Source organism: Frateuria flava (genome assembly GCF_017837635.1).
In the GTDB taxonomy this organism is placed as follows: domain Bacteria; phylum Pseudomonadota; class Gammaproteobacteria; order Xanthomonadales; family Rhodanobacteraceae; genus Frateuria_A; species Frateuria_A flava.
Genome location: NZ_JAGJRS010000002.1, coordinates 31,950 through 52,110, shown reverse-complemented (window position 1 = coordinate 52,110; position 20,161 = coordinate 31,950). Strand labels below are relative to the sequence as shown.

Below are 20,161 nucleotides of genomic sequence, written 5' to 3'. Positions count from 1 at the left end.
GTCGGCGCGGGGGTGCCGGGAGCGCTTGTCAGGACTCCCGGCTCCACGTAAAATCGCCGGCTCGCGTCGACCCGCGACCTTTTCGGAGAGGTGGCAGAGTGGTCGAATGTACCTGACTCGAAATCAGGCGTACGTGTAAGCGTACCGTGGGTTCGAATCCCACCCTCTCCGCCAGTGAAGACAAACGCCCCCTCGTGGGGCGTTTTGTTTTTCCGCCGTTGCTTTTGCGGAGCGCGGGGCCATGGCATGCTGCGTGGCGCTCGCACCTTCAGGCACCCCATGATCGAGTTCGGACACGGTACCCACGTCGGCCTGCGCCGCGCGCGCAACGAGGACACCTATTACGCCGATCCGGCGTTGGGCCTGTTCCTGGTCGCCGACGGCATGGGTGGGCACCAGCATGGCGAGGTCGCCTCGGCGCTCGTGCGCGATGCCATCGTCGAGCAGGTCGCGCGCGGGCGTGGGCTGGTGGAGGCGGTGCGTGGCGCCGGCGAGCGGTTGTTCCGGCACTCCAGCGCCACGGCGGACCAGTTCCCGATGGGCACGACGGTGGCGGCTCTGCGGCTGGGTGGCGACCGCTACGAGGTGGCCTGGGTCGGCGACAGCCGCATCTACCTGTGGCAGGGCGGCGCGCTGCGCCAGGTCAGTCATGACCATTCGCTCGTGCAGGAATTGGTCGCGGCCGGCCAGCTCGATCCGGCGCTGGCCGACAGGCATCCACAGCGCAACGTGCTGACCCAGGCGCTGGGGGTGACCGCGACCGAACAACTCCATATCGGCATGGCCAGAGGACCGGCCGAGCCAGGCAGCCGCTTCATGCTTTGCAGCGACGGCTTGACCGAAAGCCTGTCCGACGCCGCCATCGCGCGCATCGTCGGGCGCACCGACCTTGCTGCGCAGGAATGCGTCGATCACCTGCTGTTGGCCGCACTGGACGGCAGCGCGGACGACAACATCACGGTGATCCTGGCGCGCGTCAGCTAGCGCTTGCGCGTCCCATTTCCTGTAAGCCGGGGAAGTGAGTATCGCGCGCCCCACAGCCGTCAAAAACCGCACAGCTCAACGCGCCCGACGCGCCATGTAGGAGCGCCCCTGGGCGCGACCGCCATGCCACATCGGACGCCGCGATCGCGCCCAAGGGCGCTCCTGCAAAAAGCGGCGTATTCGGCGGCGATCAGGCCTCGGCCAGCGCCGGCTCGGGTTGTTCCAGGCGACGCCACACGCTGCCGCCCTGGGCGGCCTTGTCCAGCGCATCCAACCGGCTTTCGTGCGCGGCGATTTCGCTCGCGTCTGCGCGCAGCACGCGCGGGCGGCGCAGCAGGGTGACCGGGGCCAGCACGGCTGCGCCGGATTCCTCGTGGGCGCCCTCGAAGGCCAGGTCCAACGCGACCTGGCCGGAGGTCATGTAGAGGTAGACGTCAGCCAGCAGCTGGGCGTCGATCAGTCCCCCGTGCAGGTCGCGCGCGGAGTTGTCCACGCCCAGGCGCTTGCACAATGCGTCCAGGCTGTTGCGCTGGCCGGGGTAGCGCTCGCGCGCCATCGCCAGCGTGTCGATCACGCGGCAGCGATCGGCAATGCAGCCCAGGTGTGCACCCACGCGCGCCAGCTCCGCGTCGAGGAAACCGACGTCGAAGCTTGCGTTGTGAATGATCAGTTCGGCGTCGCCGATGAACTCGAGGAACTCCGCGGCGACCTCGGCAAAGCGCGGCTTGTCCAGCAGGAACGCGTCCTCGATGCCGGTAACCTGCCGCGCGCCCTCGTCGATCGCGCGCTCGGGGTTGAGATAGGTCTGCCAGTGCCGACCGCTCGGTCGGCGCTCGATGAGCTCCACGCAGGCGATTTCGATCAGCCGGTGACCCTGGCGCACTTCCAGGCCCGTGGTCTCGGTATCCAGAACGATCTGTCTCATGCCCTGCCCCTGTGGCGCTCGGCCTGCTCGCGCGCGGCGGTATCGACGCGCTCGTTTTCCACGTGGCCCGTGTGGCCGCGCACCCACGCCCAGCGTACCTGATGCGGCGCCTTGGCCGCTGCCAACCGCTCCCACAGATCCTGGTTCTTCACCGGCTTCTTGTCGGACGTGCGCCAGCCGTTGGCGACCCACTTCGGCAGCCACTGCTCGATGCCCTGCATCACGTAGCGCGAGTCGGTGGTCAGCACGACCTTGCATGGACGCGTGAGCGCCTCCAGTGCGCCGATCGCGGCCATCAGCTCCATGCGGTTGTTGGTGGTGTCCGCCTCGCCGCCGGAAAGCACACGCTCGACACCCTTGGCACGCAGCAGTGCGGCCCATCCGCCCGGCCCGGGGTTGCCCAGGCACGCGCCGTCGGTAAACGCTTCGACTTCAGTCATCATTCCTCGCGAAGAAAATCAGGCGGCGGCGCTGCGGCGCGCACCCGGCGCCAGACCGGCGACCGGCGTCGCGGCAATGGCCCGCGGGCGCAGCCGGATCGGCGCGGCGGCCAGTCGACGCTTGCGCGCGATCAACAGATAACCGCCGCCGAGCGGACCGCCGTGGTGGGGCACCACGGCCGAGCTCGGCCACATCGGACCGACCCGTTGCACGCGCTCGACATTGAGTTCGACCCCGCGCAGCCAGTGGCCGATGCGCAGCGGGGATTCCAGATTCACGCCGCGCTGGCGGCGCCAGAGCAGCCAGGGCAACCAGCCGCTGGCCGGATGCATGCCGGTGAGCGCGAGTATTCCGCCCGGAGCAAGCACGCGGGCCGCCTCGCGCAGCAGGAACGGCGGGTCGGACGCCACCTCCAGGGCATGGCTGAGCAGCACCAGGCCGAAGGCGTCGTCGAGGAAGGGCAGCGGCTCGTCCAGGCGCATGCGCAGGTCGCCCGCGCCCTGGTTGCCGTCCAGGTGCAGATGAACCCAGCGGTCCAGCATCGGCAAGGCCGGCGGCCGGGCGCGCGCGATCGCCGATACCTGCAGCGCATACGCGCCGGCACAGCGTTGCAGCTCCGGAGCGAGCGCCTGCGCTTCTGCGGCGAGCAGGCCGCGCATCGGCTTGCTGTCGTAGACATCTTGATTGCGCTCGGCCATATCGCGCCCGTTTTGCCGCAAAAGCGAAGTGTAGCCGCTGGCGGTCGCAAGCGCGTCACAGGTCGCGGAACCGGCCGCCTGCCTGAACACAGGTCACACATTTAACGGCTCACTAACGAGCCACCGGCATACGGCACTTATAGTCGGCCGGTTCGCGCAAGCCGGATGCCTGCGCCAGTCGATACGAAGACTGCGGAGACCCTCCTTGCACGTCGTACCGTTACCGGCGCTTGCCGACAATTACATCTGGTTGCTGCACGACGATGCCGGCCAGGCGATCGTGGTCGACCCGGGCGACGCGGGCCCTGTCGAGGCCGCCCTGTCCGGGCGAGCGCTGCAGTTGCGGGCGATCCTGCTCACCCATCATCACGGCGATCACGTCGCCGGTGCCGCCGCATTGCGCGAGCGCCACGGCGCGACCGTCTACGGCCCCCGCGACGAACGCATCGGCGCGGTCGACCGCCGCGTCGGTCAGGGCGATGTGGTCTCGCTGGACCGTCCGCGGGCGCGCTTCGAGGTCATCGACGTTCCCGGCCACACCCGCAGCCACATCGCCTACGCCGGCGAAGGCCTGCTGTTCTGCGGCGACACCCTGTTCAGCCTCGGCTGCGGGCGCCTGTTCGAAGGCACGCCGGCGCAGATGCTTGCCTCGCTCGAACGGCTTGCCGCGCTGCCGGGCGACCTGAAGGTCTGCTGCGGCCATGAGTACACCCAGGCCAACGGCCGCTTCGCGCGTGAGGTCGATCCGGCCAATCCCGCGTTGGCCGCCCGCTGCGAGGAGGCCGCCGAGGCACGCGCGCACGGCCGCCCCACCCTTCCCGTGCCGCTGGCCAGCGAGCTGGCCTGCAACCCCTTCCTGCGCATCGACAGCGAGCCGCTGACCGACTGGGCCAGCCGCGGCCACGCCGGTGGCAGCCGGGTCGAACGCTTCGCTGCGCTGCGCGCCGCAAAGGACGCCTTCCAAGGATGAAACATGTACTGCGACCCCTGCCGCTCCTCCTGCCGCTGCTGCTGGCCGCGTGTGCCACCGCGCCGCTGCCGCAGGCCGAGCCGCCCCGTGTGGAAGCACCCACGGCCACGGTGCCCGAGGTGACCGCCGCGCCCGGCGCGGCGCAACTGCCGGTGACCACCACCAACGTCTGGGAACGCCTGCGCGACAGCTTCGCGATGACCGATTGCGCGGCCGATCCGGCGATCGACACCTGGGCCCGCCGCTACACCCGCTCGCCCAGGCACTTCGAGGCGCAGATGCAGCGCATCCTGCCCCGGCTGGTGTACGTGGAGGCGAGCGCCATGCGCCATGGCGTACCGGGTGAGTTCGCCCTGCTGCCGTGGGTGGAGAGTCACTTCAACCCGGTCGCGCCGCAGCACAAGCGCGCTGCCGGCATGTGGCAGATCATGCCCGGCACGGCGCGCCACATGGGTCTGAGCGTCGAACCCAGCTACGACGCACGGCTCGATCTGACCGAGTCGACCGACAAGGTGATGGCGCTGCTGAGCCACTACCACGACTACTTCCAGGACTGGCGCCTGGCCGACTATGCCTACAACGCCGGTCGTTACGGCATCGACCGCCTGGTCAACCGCGAAGGAGCACCGGCGGCCGAGCCCGCGGTGCCCACGCTGCCGGTTCGCGCGAGCACCCGCGCGCACCTGGTCAAGCTGATGGCGATCGCCTGCGTGGTCCAGCAGCCGGAGCGTTTCCACGTCACCCTGCCCACGCTCGATACCGACCAGCAACTGGTTGCCGTCGAAGTGAACCGGCGCATTTCGCTGAAAACCGTGGCCCGCCAGGTGGGCCTGCCGCTGGAGGCGCTGACCGTCATCAACGCTGGCTACCGCAACGGCATCATCGACACCCGGCACGGCGGTCGCGTGCTGTTGCCGCGCCGGCATGCCGACCGGCTGCGCACGACGTTGCTGGCGCAGGCGGTCGGTGACTCCGACGATCGGGTCGCCAGCGTGAGTGCGCGGCCTGCGCTACCGGAGCTGGGCGACGACGATGTTCCCGCCACCCGCAAGGCGGAGCACATCCCGGCCACGCCCGCGGCCGGAGCGGCGGATCCGCCGGCGGTCCACGTGGTCCATCGCGGCGACACGCTGTTCGACCTCGCCCACCGCTATCACGTGCAGATCGCTCAGCTGAAGCGCTGGAACCACCTGCGCGGCAACGCGATCCGCATCGGGCAGAAGCTCAGGGTCAGGGCGCCCGAGTGAGGCCTCACCCGATGCTACCGACACGCGTAGCCCAGCCAGGCCGGGAGCACCAACCCGTCCCATGGATGCGCGTGCCGTCGCCCGCATCCTGCAACGACACGCGTGCCTGGAAAACCGGCAGCCCCGTGTAGCAGCACGCCTGCGCGCGATCCGGATCGGTCGCCCGCAAGGTGGTCGGCACAGGCCCTTCGGAAGCAGCCAGGTCGGTGATACAACAGTCGGCCTGCTTCCACGGGAAAGGAACACGCCCATGCCATTGCCGTGCCTCCACCGCTCCCTTCCCGCGCTGCTCGGCGGTCTCCTGCTCGCAGGCGCCGCCAGCGCTACCACGCCCAAGGCCGCCGACCACCCCTGGCTGCTCAAGGCCGACCGCGTGTTCGACGCCCGCAGCGAACAGGTACACGCAGGCTGGGTGGTGCTGGTCCAGGGGGACAGGATCGCGGCGGTCGGTCCGGCATCGCAGGTGAAGCTGCCGCCCGGCACGCAGACCATCGACCTGCCCGGCACCACGCTGCTGCCCGGACTGATCGACGCCCACTCGCACATCTTCCTGCACCCGTACAACGAGACCCTGTGGAACGACCAGGTGCTCAAGGAAACGCTGCCCTACCGCACCATCCAAGCCGTGCAACATGCACACGACACGCTGATGGCCGGCTTCACCACGCTGCGCGACCTGGGCACCGAAGGTGCCGGCTACGCCGACGTGGACGTCCAGCGCGCCATCGACCAGGGATTGATCCCCGGCCCGCACCTGTTCGTCGCCACGCGCGCGACCATCGCCGCGCACTGTTATGGCCCCGGCCCGACGGGTTTTCGCAGCGACCTGGACCTGCCGCAGGGTGGCATACCGGTCAGCGGCGTGCCGCAGATGATCGACGCGGTGCGCGACCAGGCCGGCCACGGCGCCGACTGGATCAAGATCTACGCCGACTACCACTGCGGCAAGAGCCACGGCTCGGTCCCCACCTTCAGCGAGGAAGAACTCAAGGCCGGTGTGGAGACCGCCCACTCGCTCGGGCTACCGGTTTCGGTGCACGCCACGACCGCCGAAGGCATGCGCCGCGCCGTGCTGGCCGGCGTCGACACCATCGAGCACGGCTACGGCGGCACCCGCGAGGTGTTCGAGCTGATGAAGCAGCATGGCGTGGCCTACCTGCCCACGCTGGAAGCCGAAGCGGCCTACGCCCAGTACTTCCGCGGCTGGAAGCCCGGCCAGCCGCTGGATGCCGACATGCAGCAATCGGCCCGTGCCTTCAGGCTGGCGCTGGACGCCGGCGTCACCATCGGCAACGGCAGCGACGTGGGCGTGTTCACCCACGGCCAGAACTACAAGGAGCTGGAGTGGATGGTCCGCGACGGCATGCGCCCGGCGCAGGCGCTGCTTGCCGCCACCGCGGTCGACGCGAAGATCCTGCGGCAGCAGGACCGGTTCGGGCAGCTCAAGCCAGGACTGGAAGCCGACATCATCGCCGTGGAAGGGAATCCCACCGGCGACATCGGCGTGTTACGGCACGTGTCGTTCGTGATGAAAGACGGGGTGGTCTACAAACAAGGCGCGACGGAAAAGCCGCGCTGACCGTTCACTTCGAAGGAACCCATCGTGGACAAAGCGCTGGAAAAGCAGCTGATCGACCTCGACGATCACGACCAACGGATCCGGGCAGAGCTCGCGGCGGATGGTTCCTTGTTCGATGGCTACCATTCGCGGATGGAAGCGGTCCATCGCGCCAATGCCGCTCGGCTTCGGGCGATCATCGCGGATCACGGATGGCCTGGATTCTCGCTGGTCGGAGAGCGCGGCGCCCAGGCGGCCTGGCGCATTGCACAGCACTCGATCGGCGAACCGGCTTTCATGCGTCAATGCCGCGATCTCCTACGCCAGGCAAGCGCAAACCATGACGCGCATGCCTGGCAGCACGCATACATGGACGACCGGATCAGGGTATTGGAGGGTCTGCCCCAGCGATATGGGACGCAGTTTCGCGATGGTGACCACGGCCCCGAGCCATTTCCCATGGAAGACCCCGAGAACATCGAAGCGCGGCGGCAAGCGCTGGGCCTGCCACCTCTCACGGAAATCGTTGCTCGGGCCGGCAAGAATCCATCGCCGGTTCGAGGGGATCCAGCCACCCGCGAAGCCGAAGAGCTGGCTTGGCGCAAACGTGTGGGTTGGGTCTGACTCCCGCCCAGACCATGAACCAAGCGACGGCGACCTTGCCGGGTGCGAGATCGCACCAGCCCTGGAGTTTCCGCCCGGATCGTCGCGCCACAGCTACCGTATTCCCACCACCATCGAGTCAGGCCCCACCAGATGTTCGACGCGCGTCTGGCGAAAGCCCGCCTCTTCCATCCACCCCGCGCAGTCGGCCCCGGTGTAGTCGAACCCGCCGGGCGTCTCGATCAGCATGTTGAGGCTCATCAGCAGGCCAAACGCGTTTTCCCTGCGCTCGTCGTCGATGATCGACTCGTACACCACCAGTGCGCCGCCCTCGGGCAACGCGTCGTAGGCCTTGCCGATCAGCATGCGTTTGGTCGGCAGGTCCCAGTCGTGCAGGATGTGGCCCATCAGCACGACATCCGCCTTCGGCAACTCCTGGTCGAAGAAGCTGCCCTGGGCGAACGCCACGCGGTCGTCGACGCCGATTGCGCGGATGTAGTTCTCGAAGATCGGACGTACCCCCGGCAGGTCGAAGCCGGTCCCGCGCAAGTGCGGGTTGGCGAGCGCGATCTGCGCGGCCAGGTCGCCCTGCGCGGTCCCCACGTCCACGAAACTTCGATGGTCCTTCCACGGGAACTTCCGGGCGATCGCCAGGTTTGCGCCGCGGCTGATGCCGGTCATTGCGGCCAGGAACTGTTCCAGCCGGGCGGGATCGGCATACAGCGTGTCGAACAGGTTGGGGCCGCCGTGCGCGACCTCGTTCTGCGGCAGGCCGGTGCGCAGCGCCAGGGTCAGGCCGCGCCAGAACGGATACAGGCGGGTGTTGGCCATCTCCAGGATGCCGCCCACGTACGACGGCTTGGCGCGATCGAGGAACAGGTCGGTTTCGGCGGTGTTCGCGTACACGCCATCGGTGCGCACGAGGAACCCGAGCGCAACCAGTGCGTCGAAGAAGTCGCGCGCCGAGCGCGGGTGCAGGCCCAGCGCGTCCCGCAGCCCCACCAGATCGGCTGGCCCGCGCGCGAGCTGGGTGAACACGCCGAGCTCGATCGCGCTCAGCAGGGTCTTGGAAGCCCAGAACGCCAGGCCGGTCTGCAGGATGGCATCGGGAGAAGGTTGCGCTTGCATGGGCTCGCTCCGTCCGTAACCGCGCTGGCGGTGGTGGGTGCGTCGGCCCGAGGGCATGCGTAACCGGAACCGGGGGGTCGGCGAAGCATCGTATGTTCCCGTCCGGATGTGCGGTCGGGCGGCACATCATGCCACCGGTTTTGTCGAAGGCTCTTCACATGCGCCTATGGCTCTCTCTAGCCGGTTCCTGCAGCCGCCAGGGCCTGCTCATCCAGTGGCAGGAGGGCCTGCCGGCGCCCTTCGTGAGGCGCCAAACAGTCCGGCTGCTACCGGCAGCTGCTGGCGCGCGTCCGCGAGGTCGCGCCGCGGGCGAAACCACTGGCATCCGCTACCACGTTTGGCCACCTAAACGTCCGCTGAAACGGTGAACTTGAAAGTCGACGCGACGCACCCAAGTGCCGATCGCCAGCTCGTAGCTGGCACCACCGGGCCTTCGGCCGGTGGTCCACTCCATGTTGCTCTTGAGGAGGATATGGTCATGCGCACGATGTTCGATCTGGCCCCGCTGCATCGGTCCAGCATCGGGTTCGACCGCATTTTCGACATGCTCGAAAACGCCACCCGCGTCCAGGCGGCGGATAACTGGCCGCCCTACGACACCGTCAAACTGAGCGAGGACCGCTATCGCATCACCATGGCGGTCGCGGGCTTCCGTCGCGACGAACTGGACATTGCGTTGCAGCCCAACCTGCTGGTGGTCACGGGCGAGCGCAGGAACAGCGAGCAGCAGGGCGACTACCTGTACCGGGGCATCGCCAGTCGCTCGTTCTCGCGGCGCTTCGAGCTTGCCGACCACGTAAAGGTGACCGGCGCCAACCTCGCCGACGGTCTGCTTACCATCGAGTTGGAACGCGAGATCCCCGAGGCCATGCGACCGCGCCGCATTGCCATTGGCAACGCGGGTGCGGACGCCGCGCTCGAATCGAGCGGCCAGCGTCAGCTCGAGGCGCAGGCTGCCTGACCTCCGTCCGGCTCCGGACGCGCCGGAGCCCGGCGACTGCGGTGAACCTTGGCGGCCCGCCCGGCGGCGGGCCGCCTTTTTCCCAGCCGCCGACGCTTGGACCGAATCGGCTCGCCCCCATGTCCTTCCCTGGACCCACACATCGGACTCCCGGAGGCCGCCATGCCCGACTACCGCAAGACGCCCGAGGCGCTCGCCCGCCTCACCCCCGAGCAGTTCCGCGTGACCCAGCAGAACGGCACCGAGCGGCCGTTCGACAACGCCTTCAACGACCACCACGAGCCTGGCCTCTACGTCGACGTGGTCTCGGGCGAGCCGCTGTTCACCTCGCTGGACAAGTTTGACGGCCACTGCGGCTGGCCGAGCTTCAGCCGCCCTGCCGAGCCGGCGCATGTGCTGGAGAAGCGCGACATGAGCCACGGCATGATCCGCACCGAGGTGCGCTCCAGCCACGGCGACAGTCACCTGGGCCACGTCTTCCCGGATGGCCCGCGCGAAACCGGCGGCCTGCGCTATTGCATCAACTCCGCCTCGCTGCGTTTCGTCCCGCTCGACGCGCTCGAGCGCGAGGGGTATGGCGACTACTGCAAGCTGTTCGACACGACGAAGGAGGCCCACCGATGAGTACCGAACGTGCCGTCCTCGCCGGCGGCTGCTTCTGGGGCATGCAGGAACTGCTGCGCCACCAACCGGGCGTGATTTCCACCCGCGTGGGTTATGCCGGCGGCGACGTGGCCAACGCCACTTACCGCAACCACGGCAGCCACGCCGAGGCGGTAGAGATCCTGTTCGACCCGCAGAAGATCAGCTTCCGCCGCCTGCTGGAGTTCTTCTTTCAGATCCACGACCCGACCACGCCCAACCGCCAGGGCAACGACCGCGGCACCAGCTACCGCTCGGCGATCTACTACACCACCGAGGAGCAGGAGCGCGTGGCCGAGGAGACCCTGGCCGACGTCAACGCCTCCGGCCTGTGGCCGGGCAAGGCGGTGACCGAGATCGAGCCGGCCGGCGATTTCTGGGAGGCCGAGCCGGAGCACCAGGACTACCTGCAGCATTACCCCACCGGCTATACCTGCCACTTCGTGCGGCCGGACTGGAAACTGCCGCGGCGCGCCGAGGCCCGCTGACGATACGGAGGCATGGCGGTCGCGCACAGGGTGCGCTCCTACAAGGGAGGGCGAGGTCGCCTGTAGGAGCGCCCCCTGTGCGCGACCCCGGGTCGCCCCGCACTGCCCATTCACAACGCCTTGAACTCGCGCCCGGTATCACGCGCAGGCCCTTCCCGCACGCAAGGGCAGCCAAGAACCCCGGAACCGAACCGGGCCCCGCCTGACGATCGAGGAAGCCATCCACGCCGCGGCCTGGCGCGTCACCAGCAAGCATCTGCCGCCTGCCCCGAGCGCTCGACCGGACACGGCCACTTCCGTTACCGACACCGCTGCGGCCTCTGCTGCAGCGCCTTTCGTCGTTCCCCGCCGAGGAACCGAACGCCGATGTCCCTGTTCCCCAAGTCACTGAAGAAGACCAGCCTGGCCGCCGCCAGGCGCCTGTACACCGAGCTGCAGCAGACGCAGCGCCAGGCGCACTACAACCAGCAGGCGCAAGCGGTGCTGCGCGCGGTGGAAAGCCAGCGCGGGCCCACGGACCGCTCGGCCGTGCGGCAGGCGGACGAGTACGCGCGGGAGGTGCTGGGCAGCACCCGCTACGCGCCCTGGCTGCACGTCTACGCTGCGGTGAGCGGCAGCTTCCGCGAAGGCTGGATTCCCGACAACTACTACGGGCTGGTAGTCGATCCGCACAAGAGCGGCGAAGTGGCCAAGGTCGCACTGATCAAGTCCTTCACCAACCGCATCCTCAACACCGAGGCGCTGCCGGACCTCGCCTACGTCATCGACGGCCTCTGCTACGCGCGCGACTACCGCCCGGTGTCGCAGCGCGAACTGGCCGACATTCTCTTCGCGCGCGACGACCGCGCCGTGTTCAAGGCCGACAACTCCTACCAGGGCCGCAGCGTGAGCTTCATGACGCGCGAGGACTTCCCCGCGGAGGGCCATCTGCCACTGCCCGACGGCGTGTTCCAGGCACCGATCCGCCAGCACGGCTTCTTCGCCGCGCTGAGCCCGAGCGCCACCGCCACGTTGCGCATCACCACCGCCCGCGAGCTCGACGGCAGCATCGCGGTGAAGGCCGCCTACCTGCGCCTGGGTCGCGTCGATGACGACATCGTGCGCAGCCGCAGTCACGTGCGCGTGGCGGTCGATCCGGCCATCGGTGCGCTGGACGAGACCGGCTTCCTGCACGACTGGCGCACCATCGACGCGCACCCGGATACCGGCCTGCGCTTCGCCGGCCGGGTCATCCCGCACTTCGCCACCGCCACGCAGCTGTGCCGCTCGCTGCACCAGGGTTGCCCGCACATGCCGTGCCTGGGCTGGGACCTGTGCATCGACGAGGACGACCAGCCGCGGCTGATGGAGTGGAACGCGCGCTACAACGACATCAAGTTCTCCGAGGCCACCCGCGGCCCCTGCTTCCGCGGCCTGGGCTGGGAGAACCTCTGGAGGCAGCACGCGGCGGCCTGAGTCCACGCACCCCGGCAGCCGATGCGCATCGTTTCCTGGAACGTCGAGAACCTCGCGCCCTGGCTGGCGGAAGGCACCTCCGGCTTGCCGGACCTGCATGCCCGGCTGGGCTCGCCTGACGTGCTGTGCCTGCAGGAAGTGCGCATCCGCCCGCAGGACCAGGCACTGGTCGCTCGGATGCAGGCCGCCCTGCCCGGCTTCACCTGCCACGCCTCGCTCAACCGCGATCCGCACAACGGCCGTTTCCGGGGCGGTCGTGCCTACGGCGTGGCGACCTGGCTACGCGACGGGCTCGAGGCGACGCCCCTGCGTTTCCCCTGGGATACCGAAGGGCGCGTGATCGTCTCGGGCCTGCCCGCGCTGGGCATGGCGATCGCCAACGTCTACGCGGTCAACGGCACCGCCCGCCCGCACTGGGACACCGAGCGCGACGCGCCGCACGGCGACCGCCACCAGTTCAAGCAACGCTTCATCGAGCGCCTGGGCGAAGAGATGCGGGTGCTGCAGGCCGGCGGCATGGAGCTGGTGCTGATCGGCGACTGGAATGTCTCGCGCACGCGCCAGGACACCACGCCACGGCTGCGCACGGAGGAGCCGCATGCGACCGCGCGGCGGCGCTTCAACGAGGAGTTCGTCGTCGGCCTGGGACTGATCGATGCCTTTCGCGAGCTGCATCCGGACACCCGCGCGTACACCTGGTTCCACCCGCGCAGCCGGCATCGGCTGGATGCGGCGCGGGTGGATTTCGCGCTGCTGGGCGAGGGGCTGCTGCCGCGCCTCGCCGGCGCCGGTATTGATGACGACCCGGCCCTGCGCCCTGGCAGCGACCACGCGCCCTTGTGGGTCGAGCTCTGCGGGTGACGGAGCGGGACACCCGGCACAGCCGCCACTCCCCGCAAGCCTTGGCCCCTCACCCCAACCCTCTCCCCGCAGGGGAGAGGGAGCAGGGGCACGCTTCTGCCCCCCCCCCGCGGGCGCAGAAGCTCGCAACAAGCTCCCTCTCCCCTGCGGGGAGAGGGTTGGGGTGAGGGGGCGGGGCTCGCCTCGAACTCCCCTCGTGCGGACGCGCACACCGAGCTCCCTGTCCCCTCCGGGGAGAGGGTTGGGGTGAGGGGCCGGGCTCGCCTCGAACTCCCCTCGTGCGCGCGTGTCGATTTTCCACGGCCTCGATCGTCTACAAGAGGCAACCGGCCAGAGGAGTCCATGCCATGTCCTACATCGACGGTTTCGTGATCGCCGTGCCCACGGCCAACCGGGACAAGTTCATCGAACACGCCCGCACGCTCGATCCCTATTTCCTCGAACACGGCGCCACGCGCGTGGTCGAGTGCTGGGGCGAGGATGTGCCCGAGGGCAAGGTCACCGACTTCCGTCGCGCCGTGCAGGCGACGTCGGAGGAAGCGGTGGTGTTCTCCTGGATCGAATGGCCCGACAAAACCACCCGCGATGCCGGCATGGAAAAGATCATGAACGACCCGCGCCTGAGCCCGGAGAAGACCCCGATGCCGTTCGACGGCAAGCGCATGATCTTCGGTGGGTTCCTGCCCGTGGTGGAAGTGGGCAAATAAGCACGGGCGCTCGCTCCGGGCGCCCTATCCACCCTGCGGGCACTCCCCGTGATGGGGGAAGGATCGATATGGCTCATGACCCTTCCCCCGCCTGGCGGGGAAGTTGCCCCAGAGCGGTGGGGTAGCCGTGCCTCAGGCCATCACCCCGCGCGGTAGTAGTCCCGCTCCCGGTAGCTGCGCGCGTACAGGCCGAACGCCAGCGCTGCCACCAGCGCAAACGCGGCAAAGAAAAACATCTGGAACGCCACCGTGCTCATCCCGGTGCGCGCGATCGAATCGGTCACCGCATCGTTGCGCACGGCCGCGTTCGCCAGCAGCACCCACAGGTTGCCAACGGTGGTGGTGAGGTTCCAGAAGCTCATCACCACGCCCTTCATCGATGCCGGCGCCTGGCTGTAGGCGAACTCCAGGCCGGTCGCCGAAACCAGCACCTCGCCGAAGGTAAGCAAGGCATACGGCAACACCTGCCATACGATCGACAGTGCATCGCCGCCGTCGATCGCCAGCTGCAATCCGCCCACCACGATCCACGCCAGTCCGCTGAAGGCAATCCCCGCCGTCATCCGGCGTAGCGCGGTCGGCGCATACCCCCATCGCCGCAGCAACGGGTAGAGCACCAGGTTGTTGAACGGGATCAGCAGCATCACCAGCATCGGGTTCAGCGCCTGCATCTGCGCCGGGTGGAACCAGTCGGGCATGCTCATGCGCCCGCCCTGCACCACCCAGGTCGACGCCTTCTGGTCGAACAGCGAAAAGAACGGGGTCGTCAGCGCGAAGATCACCAGCACGCGCAGCACGTTGCGCGCGCCGTCCACCGCCGCGTCCGGATGGGCGCCACGGGCGCGGTCCATCTGCATCCAGGCCCCGCCGCCGATGCCCGCGATCGCCGCGACCAGCGCGATGCAGGCGGCAATGACGAAGCCCAGCGCCGGGATCAACGCAAAGGAAGCCAGCGCCGCGACCACGCCGGCGCCCGCCACCCACAGACCGGGCCGCGCCTGCCCCGGCTGCCGGCTGAGCAGCGCCGTTCGCACCACCCGCGAGAACGCATCCCGGTCCGGCGGCGCGGGCGGCACCATCACGTACTGGTGGCGCCCGAGCCAGAACACGACCGTGGCGACGAACATGAGCGCGCCGGGAATGCCGAATGCCACCGCCGCGCCGAACTGCCGCAGGAAGATCGGCATCAGCAGCGAGGCGAAGAACGAGCCGAAGTTGATGATCCAGTAGAAGGCGTCGAACACCACCTTGGCCAGGTGCTTGTTCGACTGGTCGAACTGGTCGCCCACGAACGACGCCACCAGCGGCTTGATTCCCCCGGCGCCCAGCGCGATCAGGCCCAGCCCGATGAAGAAGCCCACGCGGTGGTCCTCGAACATCGCCAGGCAGGCGTGGCCCAGGCAATACACCAGGCTCATCCACAACACCGTGTGGTACTTGCCGAAGAAGCGGTCGGCGATCCAGCCGCCCAGCAGCGGGAAGAAGTACACGCCGATGACGAAGCTGTGGAATACGTCCTTGGCCGCCAGCGTGCGCTCGGCCTCGGGCATGTAGGCCAGCAGGCTGCTGATCAGGAATGGCGTGAGGATGTTGCGCATCCCGTAGAAGGAGAAGCGCTCGCAACCCTCGTTGCCGATGATGTAGCCGATCTGCCGCGGCAGGCGGCCGCACGGTTCGTGGGTGGTGGTGGTCATCCGGACTCCCGTGGTGCGGGAGGGCCGCCGCCGGCGCCTCCCCAGCGCCCGACTGTAGCAAGAAGCTCCGGCGTCCCGGGCGCCGTCTGCCGGCACCCGGGACGCGGGCGCGGCTTACTTGCCTGGCGCCATCACGGCCTTGAGCTTGTCGTTGTCCAGGTACTTGCTGAAACCGGCGAAGCCGGCCGTCACGTGCGGATCGGACATCAGGCCACGCATCGCCACCTGACCCAGCGTGCCGAAGCTGGTTTCGATCGCCTGCGGGCCTTCGTACTGCACGGCGTCGTGGGTCTGCTTGCCGCAGCTGTCGGTCATCAGGCGCACCAGCAGCTCGGCCATGCCGCGGTCGGCGGTGTCGCGCTCGGCGCTGCTGACCTGCGAGATGTCGCTGACCGCCGGATGCAGCGCAGCGACCAGGAAGATCCAGCGCACGAGCTGGATACGGTCCTGCTCGGAGGTATGTGCCACCAGGCAGCGCCCGAGGTCGTCGGTGTAGACGCCCGCGTGGCTGGCCTGGCTGGCCATCAGACCCACGCCCACGGCCAACGCCTTGACGAAATGACGATTCATTGGTTCCCCTGTGGCCCAGGCGGGCCTGCGTGGTTTACAGCGCGACCATCGCGCCATTCGTTCCCACCGGCCGCGATTATGCGTCAAGCAGACGCGGCCATCGGCTAGGCGTTCTGGTCGTCGCCGACGATGCCCTCGATCCGCCGGTCGGGCACCAGCCACATCACGGCCACCGCCGCGTACAGCGCCTGCGCGATCCAGGCTGCCCACAGGGTGGATACGATGCCGAGCGCGTAAAGCACCGGGGAAAGCTTGCCCTTCCAGTCGCTGCCGATCGCACGCAGCAGCACCGAATCGGCGCCCTGCACGCCGATGAGCGTCCGCTGCAGCAGCCAGTACGCGATCGCCGCCATCAACAGCACCACGCCGTAGGCAGCCGTGGGCGCGGCAGCGAAGTGGTTCTCGCCCATCCAGGCGGTGGCGAAGGGGAACAGCGACAGCCAGAACAGCAGGTGCAGGTTGGCCCACAGCGCGCCGCCGGACACGCGCCCGGACACCGCCAGCATGTGGTGGTGGTTGTTCCAGTAGATGCCCACGTACACGAAGCTCAGCACGTAGCTCAGCAGCACCGGCAGCAGCGGCGCCAGGGCCTCGGGCGAGCTGCCGTGCGGGACCTTCAGCTCCAGCACCATGATCGTGATGATGATCGCGATCACGCCGTCGCTGAAGGCTTCCAGTCGGCCTTTGCCCATGCCAGGCCGGCGACCGTGGTGTTTGCTGGCTTCCATCCGATCCCCTCGTGGTCTGGTCGGGCTGCCACGAGCGCGGCGCCGGATGCTCGCGGACTCTATCAAGAAGAAGCCTGCGGCATGGCCCGCATGTGACGCGCCCCTCACGGCCTTTTCAGCCCCGGCGCGGGACCCTCGTTCGCCACGCCGGACTGCCGGCGTCCACCACCGCGAGGATGCCGCCGCCATGTCGCTCATCGATCTTGTCATGCAGTACGTCGGCACGCCGGCGCTGGAAAAAATCGCCGCACGTTTCGACCTTTCGCCGGCGATGGTCGAACGCGCCGCGCAGGCGCTGCTGCCGGCCCTGGCCGGCGGGCTCATGACGCATGCGCAGGCCGGCTCCCTGCCCGCCGCGCCACCGGCCGAGGCGCCACCCGGCAGCGACGCGGCGCGGGCCCACGGCAACGATGTGCTGGGCGCGGTCCTCGGTTCCAGGGATGCAAGCCGGTCGCTGGCGCAGGAAGCCAGCACGCAGACCGGCATCAACGTGGACACGCTCAAGAAGCTGCTCCCGCAGTTCGCCAGCCTCGCCGCGAAGGCCACCTCGAACGCGCACGCGCAGGGAGGCCTCGGTGGCCTCGCTTCCCAGCTCGGCGGCCTGCTCTGAACCCCCACCCGACTGAAGGACACCCCGTGAGCATCTTCGGCACCATCCTCGACAAGATCTTCCACCGCGCCCCGGCGCCTGCGCCTGCCCCCGCTCCCGCACCGACGGCGGGCCATGCCACGGCGCCGGCGCCAGCCCCTGCTCCTGCTCCCGCCCCGGCGCCGACACCCCAGCAGCCAGTCGACGTGGAAGCCGTGCTGACGAAGATGGCGGCATCCAAGGGCAACGCGGGCAACTGGCGGCAATCCATTGTCGACCTGCTCAAGCTGCTGGACATGGACTCCAGCCTTGCCGCGCGCAAGGAGCTGGCCAACGAGCTCAACGTGCACGTGGGCGCCGACGGCAGCGCGGAGGAGAACATCGCCCTGCACAAGGCGGTGATGAAGAAACTCGCCGAAAACGGCGGCAAGGTGCCGGACAGCCTCAAGCACTGACCTCACCTCCGGAAGCGGTCCGCCGGGCGGGCCGCTTCGTGCATATCGGGCATCGACGCTTACGTCCGCTTCAGTTTCCCGATGGGCCCGATGGCCGGCCTCGATGCTCGCAAACAGCGCCACCGCTGCGCAGAAGCTCGCCACCGCGCGACTTCCGGCCACGCCAGTCAGGCGCCTGCTTGCCTGTCCTGCGCCTGCTCTTTCCCTGCGTCTGCCTGGGCCCTCCCGTGACGCGGGATGAAGCGCATTTAGACGGGCCTGTCATCGCGCGTGCTTCATCCTTTCCACGTCATGGCACATGACGGAATAGACGGCCAAACGGGTGACGGCACCACGCCTCGCCACCGGCCGCAGGCGGCGGAGACCGCCATAGACAAACCCATGGACACCACCGACACCCGTGGCGCGGCAGGGACGCAGGGAGGGTCCGCGCACGGGCGCCGCCGGTCCATATCGAGGAGGCGCAGATGAACACACCCCAGGACAGCAACCGCCCGTCCGCCCGCGGGCAGGCCACGGGCCCTGGCGTCGGCCCGGATCCCGGCCTCGGCGATGGTGCCGAAGACATGGCCGACAAAGTGCGGGCCGAAGGCCAGGAGCAGGTGCAGCACTACCGCAACGCGGCCGCCGACAAGGTCGACACACTCGCCGACAGCGTCAAGGCCGCCGCGGCCCAGATGCACGACGACGACGTCGCCCATCTGTCGCAGCACGTCTCGGACATGGCCGGGAGCCTCGGGCGCATGGCCGACGGACTGCGTGAGAAGAGCGCGGACGAGATCCTGCACGACGTCCGCCGGATCGCACGCGAGAACCCCACGCTGTTCATCGCCGGCAGCATCGCGATCGGTTTCGGCCTGACCCGCTTCGCACGTGCATCGGCCCACAACACCGCGGATCGCGAACCACGTTCGTACCCGGCGACCAGCGAACGCGCGGGCACCACCCGCTGGACCGACGCCGACGCGGCCGTCCCCGGCACCACCGCGCGCCCGGCGACCGGCAACGACACGATCGACACCGCCGCACCCGGCGGCCTGACCGGCGCCATCCCCGCGGTACCCGGCCCGTCGGCTTCCACGGCCGATGCCATCTCGGCCCGGGCCGGCGCGGCCGCAAGCGACGACATCGACGGCAGGCAAGACGGCCTGTCGTCCACCGACACTTTGCGCGGGAGGAACCAGCCATGAGCAAGTCTTTCGAACAACCGCAGACCTTCGAGAACCGGCCGGCGCTTCGCGCGGTCCCCTCGCGCGAGGACGACAACTCCATCGGCGGCCTGCTCAAGCAACTCGCGCGCGAGATCCCGGCGCTGTTCACCAAGGAGCTGGCGCTGGCCAAGGCCGAGATGCGCGAGAACCTGCGCGCGACCAAAGCGGGCGTGGCAGCGGTGGCGACTGGCGGCGCGGTGATGCTGGCCGGGCTGATCATCCTGCTGATGGCCGGCGTGTACGGACTGAGCACCGTGCTGGCGCCGTGGCTGTCCGCGCTGATCGTCGGCGCGGCGGCACTGGTGGTGGGCTGGATCATGGTCACGGCCGGCAAGAAGCAGTTCGAGCCCGGCGCGCTCAAGCCCGATCACACCATCCACTCGTTGCAGAAGGATGCCGATGCCATCCGTGGGAGGACGCCATGAGCACCGCAGAACGGATCGATGCCGAATCGCACAAGGATCCCGCCCGCCTGGAGCGCGAGATCGACCAGCAGCGCGCGGACATCAACCACATCGTCGATGCGCTGGAGAACAAACTCTCGCCGGGCCAGCTGTTCGATCGCATGGTCCACTTCGGCAAGGGCACCGGCAGCGAGTTCGCGCAGAACATCGGCAATGCGGTGAAGGCCAACCCGGTGCCCGCGCTGCTGACCACGGTCGGACTGGTGTGGCTGTATGCCAGCCGCAACGAGCCGGCGCCGCTGCGCAGCCCCTATGCGGCCACGGGCGCCGACGACGGCACCGGCGTGATGGACCGCGCGCGGGAGATGGGCAGCGAGGTGTCCGAGACGGTGTCGAGCACATGGAACCAGGCCAGGTCGCGCGTGGCCGACACCACCGCACGCATGGCCGACACGGCCCATGACGCGCGCGAAACGCTGATGCACCAGAAGGACCGCGCCGTGCAGGGCTACAACACCCTGCTGCGCGACAATCCGCTGGCGCTGGGTGCCATCGGCATCGCCGTCGGCGCGCTGCTTGGCGCGGCCCTGCCCACGACCGAACCGGAGAACCGGCTCATGGGCGAGGCCAGCGATCAGCTTGCCGACAAGGCAAAGGAAGCCGTGCAGACCGGCGCCGACAAGGCGCGCGACGTCATGCACGACATGGGTGAGCCGAAGGACAACGTGCGGCACTGAGGCCGGTCAACGCGATCACGCCAAAGAGCCGCTGCCTCCCGTAGGAGCGCCCTTGGGCGCGACCGCAGGGCAGCGGCTCGCCTGGAACGAACCCGATACCCGGCG

Annotated in this window: 23 protein-coding genes and 1 tRNA gene; 17 read left to right on the top strand and 7 right to left on the bottom strand. The window is 68.8% G+C overall.

Going from position 1 to position 20,161, the window contains the following annotated elements; genetic code table 11:
- The first annotated feature begins 84 nt into the window (after positions 1 to 84).
- Both J7I44_RS00725 and J7I44_RS00720 read left to right on the top strand, forming a co-directional pair.
- Positions 85 to 174: transfer RNA gene (locus tag J7I44_RS00725), tRNA-Ser, on the top strand.
- Between the two features lie 105 nt (positions 175 to 279).
- On the top strand, positions 280 to 984 hold the full coding sequence (locus J7I44_RS00720; protein ID WP_209614545.1) for a PP2C family protein-serine/threonine phosphatase: 705 nt from the start codon (positions 280 to 282) through the stop codon (positions 982 to 984).
- 190 nt (positions 985 to 1,174) lie between these two features.
- Here the strand turns inward: J7I44_RS00720 and dnaQ are convergent, their stop codons facing one another.
- Genes dnaQ through J7I44_RS00705 form a run of 3 tightly spaced genes read right to left on the bottom strand, consistent with a single transcriptional unit; the run spans position 1,175 to position 3,048 of the window.
- A complete protein-coding gene (gene dnaQ / locus J7I44_RS00715) occupies positions 1,175 to 1,909 on the bottom strand; it encodes a DNA polymerase III subunit epsilon (protein WP_209614544.1) in 735 nt (244 codons plus the stop codon).
- A complete protein-coding gene (gene rnhA / locus J7I44_RS00710) occupies positions 1,906 to 2,349 on the bottom strand; it encodes a ribonuclease HI (protein ID WP_245187829.1) in 444 nt (147 codons plus the stop codon). Before rnhA ends, dnaQ begins: the two co-directional genes overlap by 4 nt.
- Positions 2,350 to 2,367: 18 nt before the next feature.
- Positions 2,368 to 3,048 (bottom strand): methyltransferase domain-containing protein, encoded by a 681-nt coding sequence (locus J7I44_RS00705; protein WP_209614542.1) that lies wholly within the window; start codon positions 3,046 to 3,048, stop codon positions 2,368 to 2,370.
- Between the two features lie 205 nt (positions 3,049 to 3,253).
- On the opposite strand from J7I44_RS00705, the gene gloB reads away from it, so the two are divergent.
- The 4 genes from gloB to J7I44_RS00685 all read left to right on the top strand — a co-directional run bounded on the left by gloB (position 3,254) and on the right by J7I44_RS00685 (position 7,447).
- Positions 3,254 to 4,018 (top strand): hydroxyacylglutathione hydrolase, encoded by a 765-nt coding sequence (gloB, locus tag J7I44_RS00700; protein ID WP_209614541.1) that lies wholly within the window; start codon positions 3,254 to 3,256, stop codon positions 4,016 to 4,018.
- Positions 4,015 to 5,265 carry a transglycosylase SLT domain-containing protein gene (locus J7I44_RS00695; RefSeq protein WP_209614540.1) on the top strand — a complete coding sequence of 417 codons (1,251 nt, stop codon included), beginning with the start codon at positions 4,015 to 4,017 and terminating at the stop codon, positions 5,263 to 5,265. Before gloB ends, J7I44_RS00695 begins: the two co-directional genes overlap by 4 nt.
- 250 nt (positions 5,266 to 5,515) lie before the next feature.
- Positions 5,516 to 6,844: an amidohydrolase family protein gene (locus J7I44_RS00690; RefSeq protein WP_209614539.1), complete on the top strand. Its 1,329-nt coding sequence runs from the start codon at positions 5,516 to 5,518 to the stop codon at positions 6,842 to 6,844.
- A gap of 24 nt (positions 6,845 to 6,868) precedes the next feature.
- Positions 6,869 to 7,447, top strand: coding sequence for a DUF6624 domain-containing protein (locus tag J7I44_RS00685; protein ID WP_209614538.1), 579 nt, complete (start codon positions 6,869 to 6,871; stop codon positions 7,445 to 7,447).
- Positions 7,448 to 7,540: 93 nt separating this feature from the next.
- On the opposite strand, the gene J7I44_RS00680 is transcribed toward J7I44_RS00685, so the two are convergent.
- Positions 7,541 to 8,554: a methyltransferase gene (locus J7I44_RS00680; protein WP_209614537.1), complete on the bottom strand. Its 1,014-nt coding sequence runs from the start codon at positions 8,552 to 8,554 to the stop codon at positions 7,541 to 7,543.
- Positions 8,555 to 9,032: 478 nt separating this feature from the next.
- Between J7I44_RS00680 and J7I44_RS00675 the strand changes: the two genes are divergently transcribed.
- The 6 genes from J7I44_RS00675 to J7I44_RS00650 all read left to right on the top strand — a co-directional run bounded on the left by J7I44_RS00675 (position 9,033) and on the right by J7I44_RS00650 (position 13,668).
- On the top strand, positions 9,033 to 9,515 hold the full coding sequence (locus J7I44_RS00675) for an Hsp20 family protein (RefSeq protein ID WP_209614536.1): 483 nt from the start codon (positions 9,033 to 9,035) through the stop codon (positions 9,513 to 9,515).
- A gap of 162 nt (positions 9,516 to 9,677) precedes the next feature.
- Positions 9,678 to 10,139 carry a peptide-methionine (R)-S-oxide reductase MsrB gene (msrB, locus tag J7I44_RS00670; protein WP_209614535.1) on the top strand — a complete coding sequence of 154 codons (462 nt, stop codon included), beginning with the start codon at positions 9,678 to 9,680 and terminating at the stop codon, positions 10,137 to 10,139.
- The gene (msrA, locus tag J7I44_RS00665; protein WP_209614534.1) at positions 10,136 to 10,645 is read left to right on the top strand and encodes a peptide-methionine (S)-S-oxide reductase MsrA; all 510 of its coding nucleotides are present in this window, start codon (positions 10,136 to 10,138) and stop codon (positions 10,643 to 10,645) included. The genes msrB and msrA overlap by 4 nt, the downstream gene beginning before the upstream one ends.
- A 366-nt stretch (positions 10,646 to 11,011) precedes the next feature.
- A complete protein-coding gene (locus J7I44_RS00660) occupies positions 11,012 to 12,100 on the top strand; it encodes a sugar-transfer associated ATP-grasp domain-containing protein (protein ID WP_209614533.1) in 1,089 nt (362 codons plus the stop codon).
- 21 nt (positions 12,101 to 12,121) lie between these two features.
- Complete coding sequence (locus tag J7I44_RS00655) at positions 12,122 to 12,961, top strand: exodeoxyribonuclease III (protein ID WP_209614532.1); 840 nt, start codon at positions 12,122 to 12,124, stop codon at positions 12,959 to 12,961.
- 347 nt (positions 12,962 to 13,308) lie between these two features.
- Positions 13,309 to 13,668: a DUF1428 domain-containing protein gene (locus tag J7I44_RS00650; protein ID WP_209614531.1), complete on the top strand. Its 360-nt coding sequence runs from the start codon at positions 13,309 to 13,311 to the stop codon at positions 13,666 to 13,668.
- A 140-nt stretch (positions 13,669 to 13,808) separates the two neighbouring features.
- On the opposite strand, the gene J7I44_RS00645 is transcribed toward J7I44_RS00650, so the two are convergent.
- The 3 genes from J7I44_RS00645 to J7I44_RS00635 form a co-directional block, all read right to left on the bottom strand.
- Positions 13,809 to 15,362: a POT-type proton-dependent oligopeptide transporter gene (locus tag J7I44_RS00645; RefSeq protein WP_209614530.1), complete on the bottom strand. Its 1,554-nt coding sequence runs from the start codon at positions 15,360 to 15,362 to the stop codon at positions 13,809 to 13,811.
- 114 nt (positions 15,363 to 15,476) lie between these two features.
- Positions 15,477 to 15,932, bottom strand: a complete 456-nt coding sequence (locus J7I44_RS00640) for a hypothetical protein (protein ID WP_209614529.1) — start codon at positions 15,930 to 15,932, stop codon at positions 15,477 to 15,479.
- Between the two features lie 104 nt (positions 15,933 to 16,036).
- Positions 16,037 to 16,660: a TMEM175 family protein gene (locus J7I44_RS00635; protein ID WP_245187828.1), complete on the bottom strand. Its 624-nt coding sequence runs from the start codon at positions 16,658 to 16,660 to the stop codon at positions 16,037 to 16,039.
- Positions 16,661 to 16,847: 187 nt separating this feature from the next.
- Between J7I44_RS00635 and J7I44_RS00630 the strand changes: the two genes are divergently transcribed.
- The 5 genes from J7I44_RS00630 (at position 16,848) to J7I44_RS00610 (ending at position 20,056) form a co-directional block, all read left to right on the top strand.
- On the top strand, positions 16,848 to 17,270 hold the full coding sequence (locus J7I44_RS00630; protein ID WP_209614528.1) for a DUF937 domain-containing protein: 423 nt from the start codon (positions 16,848 to 16,850) through the stop codon (positions 17,268 to 17,270).
- Between the two features lie 26 nt (positions 17,271 to 17,296).
- The gene (locus J7I44_RS00625) at positions 17,297 to 17,704 is read left to right on the top strand and encodes a DUF3597 domain-containing protein (RefSeq protein WP_342451857.1); all 408 of its coding nucleotides are present in this window, start codon (positions 17,297 to 17,299) and stop codon (positions 17,702 to 17,704) included.
- A gap of 467 nt (positions 17,705 to 18,171) precedes the next feature.
- A complete protein-coding gene (locus J7I44_RS00620) occupies positions 18,172 to 18,894 on the top strand; it encodes a hypothetical protein (RefSeq protein WP_209614527.1) in 723 nt (240 codons plus the stop codon).
- Complete coding sequence (locus J7I44_RS00615; RefSeq protein WP_209614526.1) at positions 18,891 to 19,340, top strand: phage holin family protein; 450 nt, start codon at positions 18,891 to 18,893, stop codon at positions 19,338 to 19,340. The genes J7I44_RS00620 and J7I44_RS00615 overlap by 4 nt, the downstream gene beginning before the upstream one ends.
- Positions 19,337 to 20,056, top strand: coding sequence for a DUF3618 domain-containing protein (locus J7I44_RS00610; RefSeq protein WP_209614525.1), 720 nt, complete (start codon positions 19,337 to 19,339; stop codon positions 20,054 to 20,056). The genes J7I44_RS00615 and J7I44_RS00610 overlap by 4 nt, the downstream gene beginning before the upstream one ends.
- Positions 20,057 to 20,161: the final 105 nt, after the last annotated feature.

Excerpts from the sequence above, each read along its gene's own strand:
- J7I44_RS00620 (WP_209614527.1), top strand. The coding sequence starts at position 18,172 with ATGAACACACCCCAGGACAGCAACCGCCCGTCCGCCCGCGGGCAGGCC.
- J7I44_RS00615 (WP_209614526.1), top strand. The coding sequence starts at position 18,891 with ATGAGCAAGTCTTTCGAACAACCGCAGACCTTCGAGAACCGGCCGGCG.
- J7I44_RS00720 (WP_209614545.1), top strand. The coding sequence starts at position 280 with ATGATCGAGTTCGGACACGGTACCCACGTCGGCCTGCGCCGCGCGCGC.
- J7I44_RS00645 (WP_209614530.1), bottom strand. The coding sequence starts at position 15,362 with ATGACCACCACCACCCACGAACCGTGCGGCCGCCTGCCGCGGCAGATC.
- rnhA (WP_245187829.1), bottom strand. The coding sequence starts at position 2,349 with ATGACTGAAGTCGAAGCGTTTACCGACGGCGCGTGCCTGGGCAACCCC.
- J7I44_RS00650 (WP_209614531.1), top strand. The coding sequence starts at position 13,309 with ATGTCCTACATCGACGGTTTCGTGATCGCCGTGCCCACGGCCAACCGG.
- J7I44_RS00610 (WP_209614525.1), top strand. The coding sequence starts at position 19,337 with ATGAGCACCGCAGAACGGATCGATGCCGAATCGCACAAGGATCCCGCC.
- J7I44_RS00695 (WP_209614540.1), top strand. The coding sequence starts at position 4,015 with ATGAAACATGTACTGCGACCCCTGCCGCTCCTCCTGCCGCTGCTGCTG.
- J7I44_RS00655 (WP_209614532.1), top strand. The coding sequence starts at position 12,122 with ATGCGCATCGTTTCCTGGAACGTCGAGAACCTCGCGCCCTGGCTGGCG.
- J7I44_RS00640 (WP_209614529.1), bottom strand. The coding sequence starts at position 15,932 with ATGAATCGTCATTTCGTCAAGGCGTTGGCCGTGGGCGTGGGTCTGATG.
- msrA (WP_209614534.1), top strand. The coding sequence starts at position 10,136 with ATGAGTACCGAACGTGCCGTCCTCGCCGGCGGCTGCTTCTGGGGCATG.
- J7I44_RS00705 (WP_209614542.1), bottom strand. The coding sequence starts at position 3,048 with ATGGCCGAGCGCAATCAAGATGTCTACGACAGCAAGCCGATGCGCGGC.
- J7I44_RS00675 (WP_209614536.1), top strand. The coding sequence starts at position 9,033 with ATGCGCACGATGTTCGATCTGGCCCCGCTGCATCGGTCCAGCATCGGG.
- J7I44_RS00690 (WP_209614539.1), top strand. The coding sequence starts at position 5,516 with ATGCCATTGCCGTGCCTCCACCGCTCCCTTCCCGCGCTGCTCGGCGGT.
- dnaQ (WP_209614544.1), bottom strand. The coding sequence starts at position 1,909 with ATGAGACAGATCGTTCTGGATACCGAGACCACGGGCCTGGAAGTGCGC.
- J7I44_RS00630 (WP_209614528.1), top strand. The coding sequence starts at position 16,848 with ATGTCGCTCATCGATCTTGTCATGCAGTACGTCGGCACGCCGGCGCTG.
- J7I44_RS00635 (WP_245187828.1), bottom strand. The coding sequence starts at position 16,660 with ATGGAAGCCAGCAAACACCACGGTCGCCGGCCTGGCATGGGCAAAGGC.
- J7I44_RS00680 (WP_209614537.1), bottom strand. The coding sequence starts at position 8,554 with ATGCAAGCGCAACCTTCTCCCGATGCCATCCTGCAGACCGGCCTGGCG.
- msrB (WP_209614535.1), top strand. The coding sequence starts at position 9,678 with ATGCCCGACTACCGCAAGACGCCCGAGGCGCTCGCCCGCCTCACCCCC.
- J7I44_RS00660 (WP_209614533.1), top strand. The coding sequence starts at position 11,012 with ATGTCCCTGTTCCCCAAGTCACTGAAGAAGACCAGCCTGGCCGCCGCC.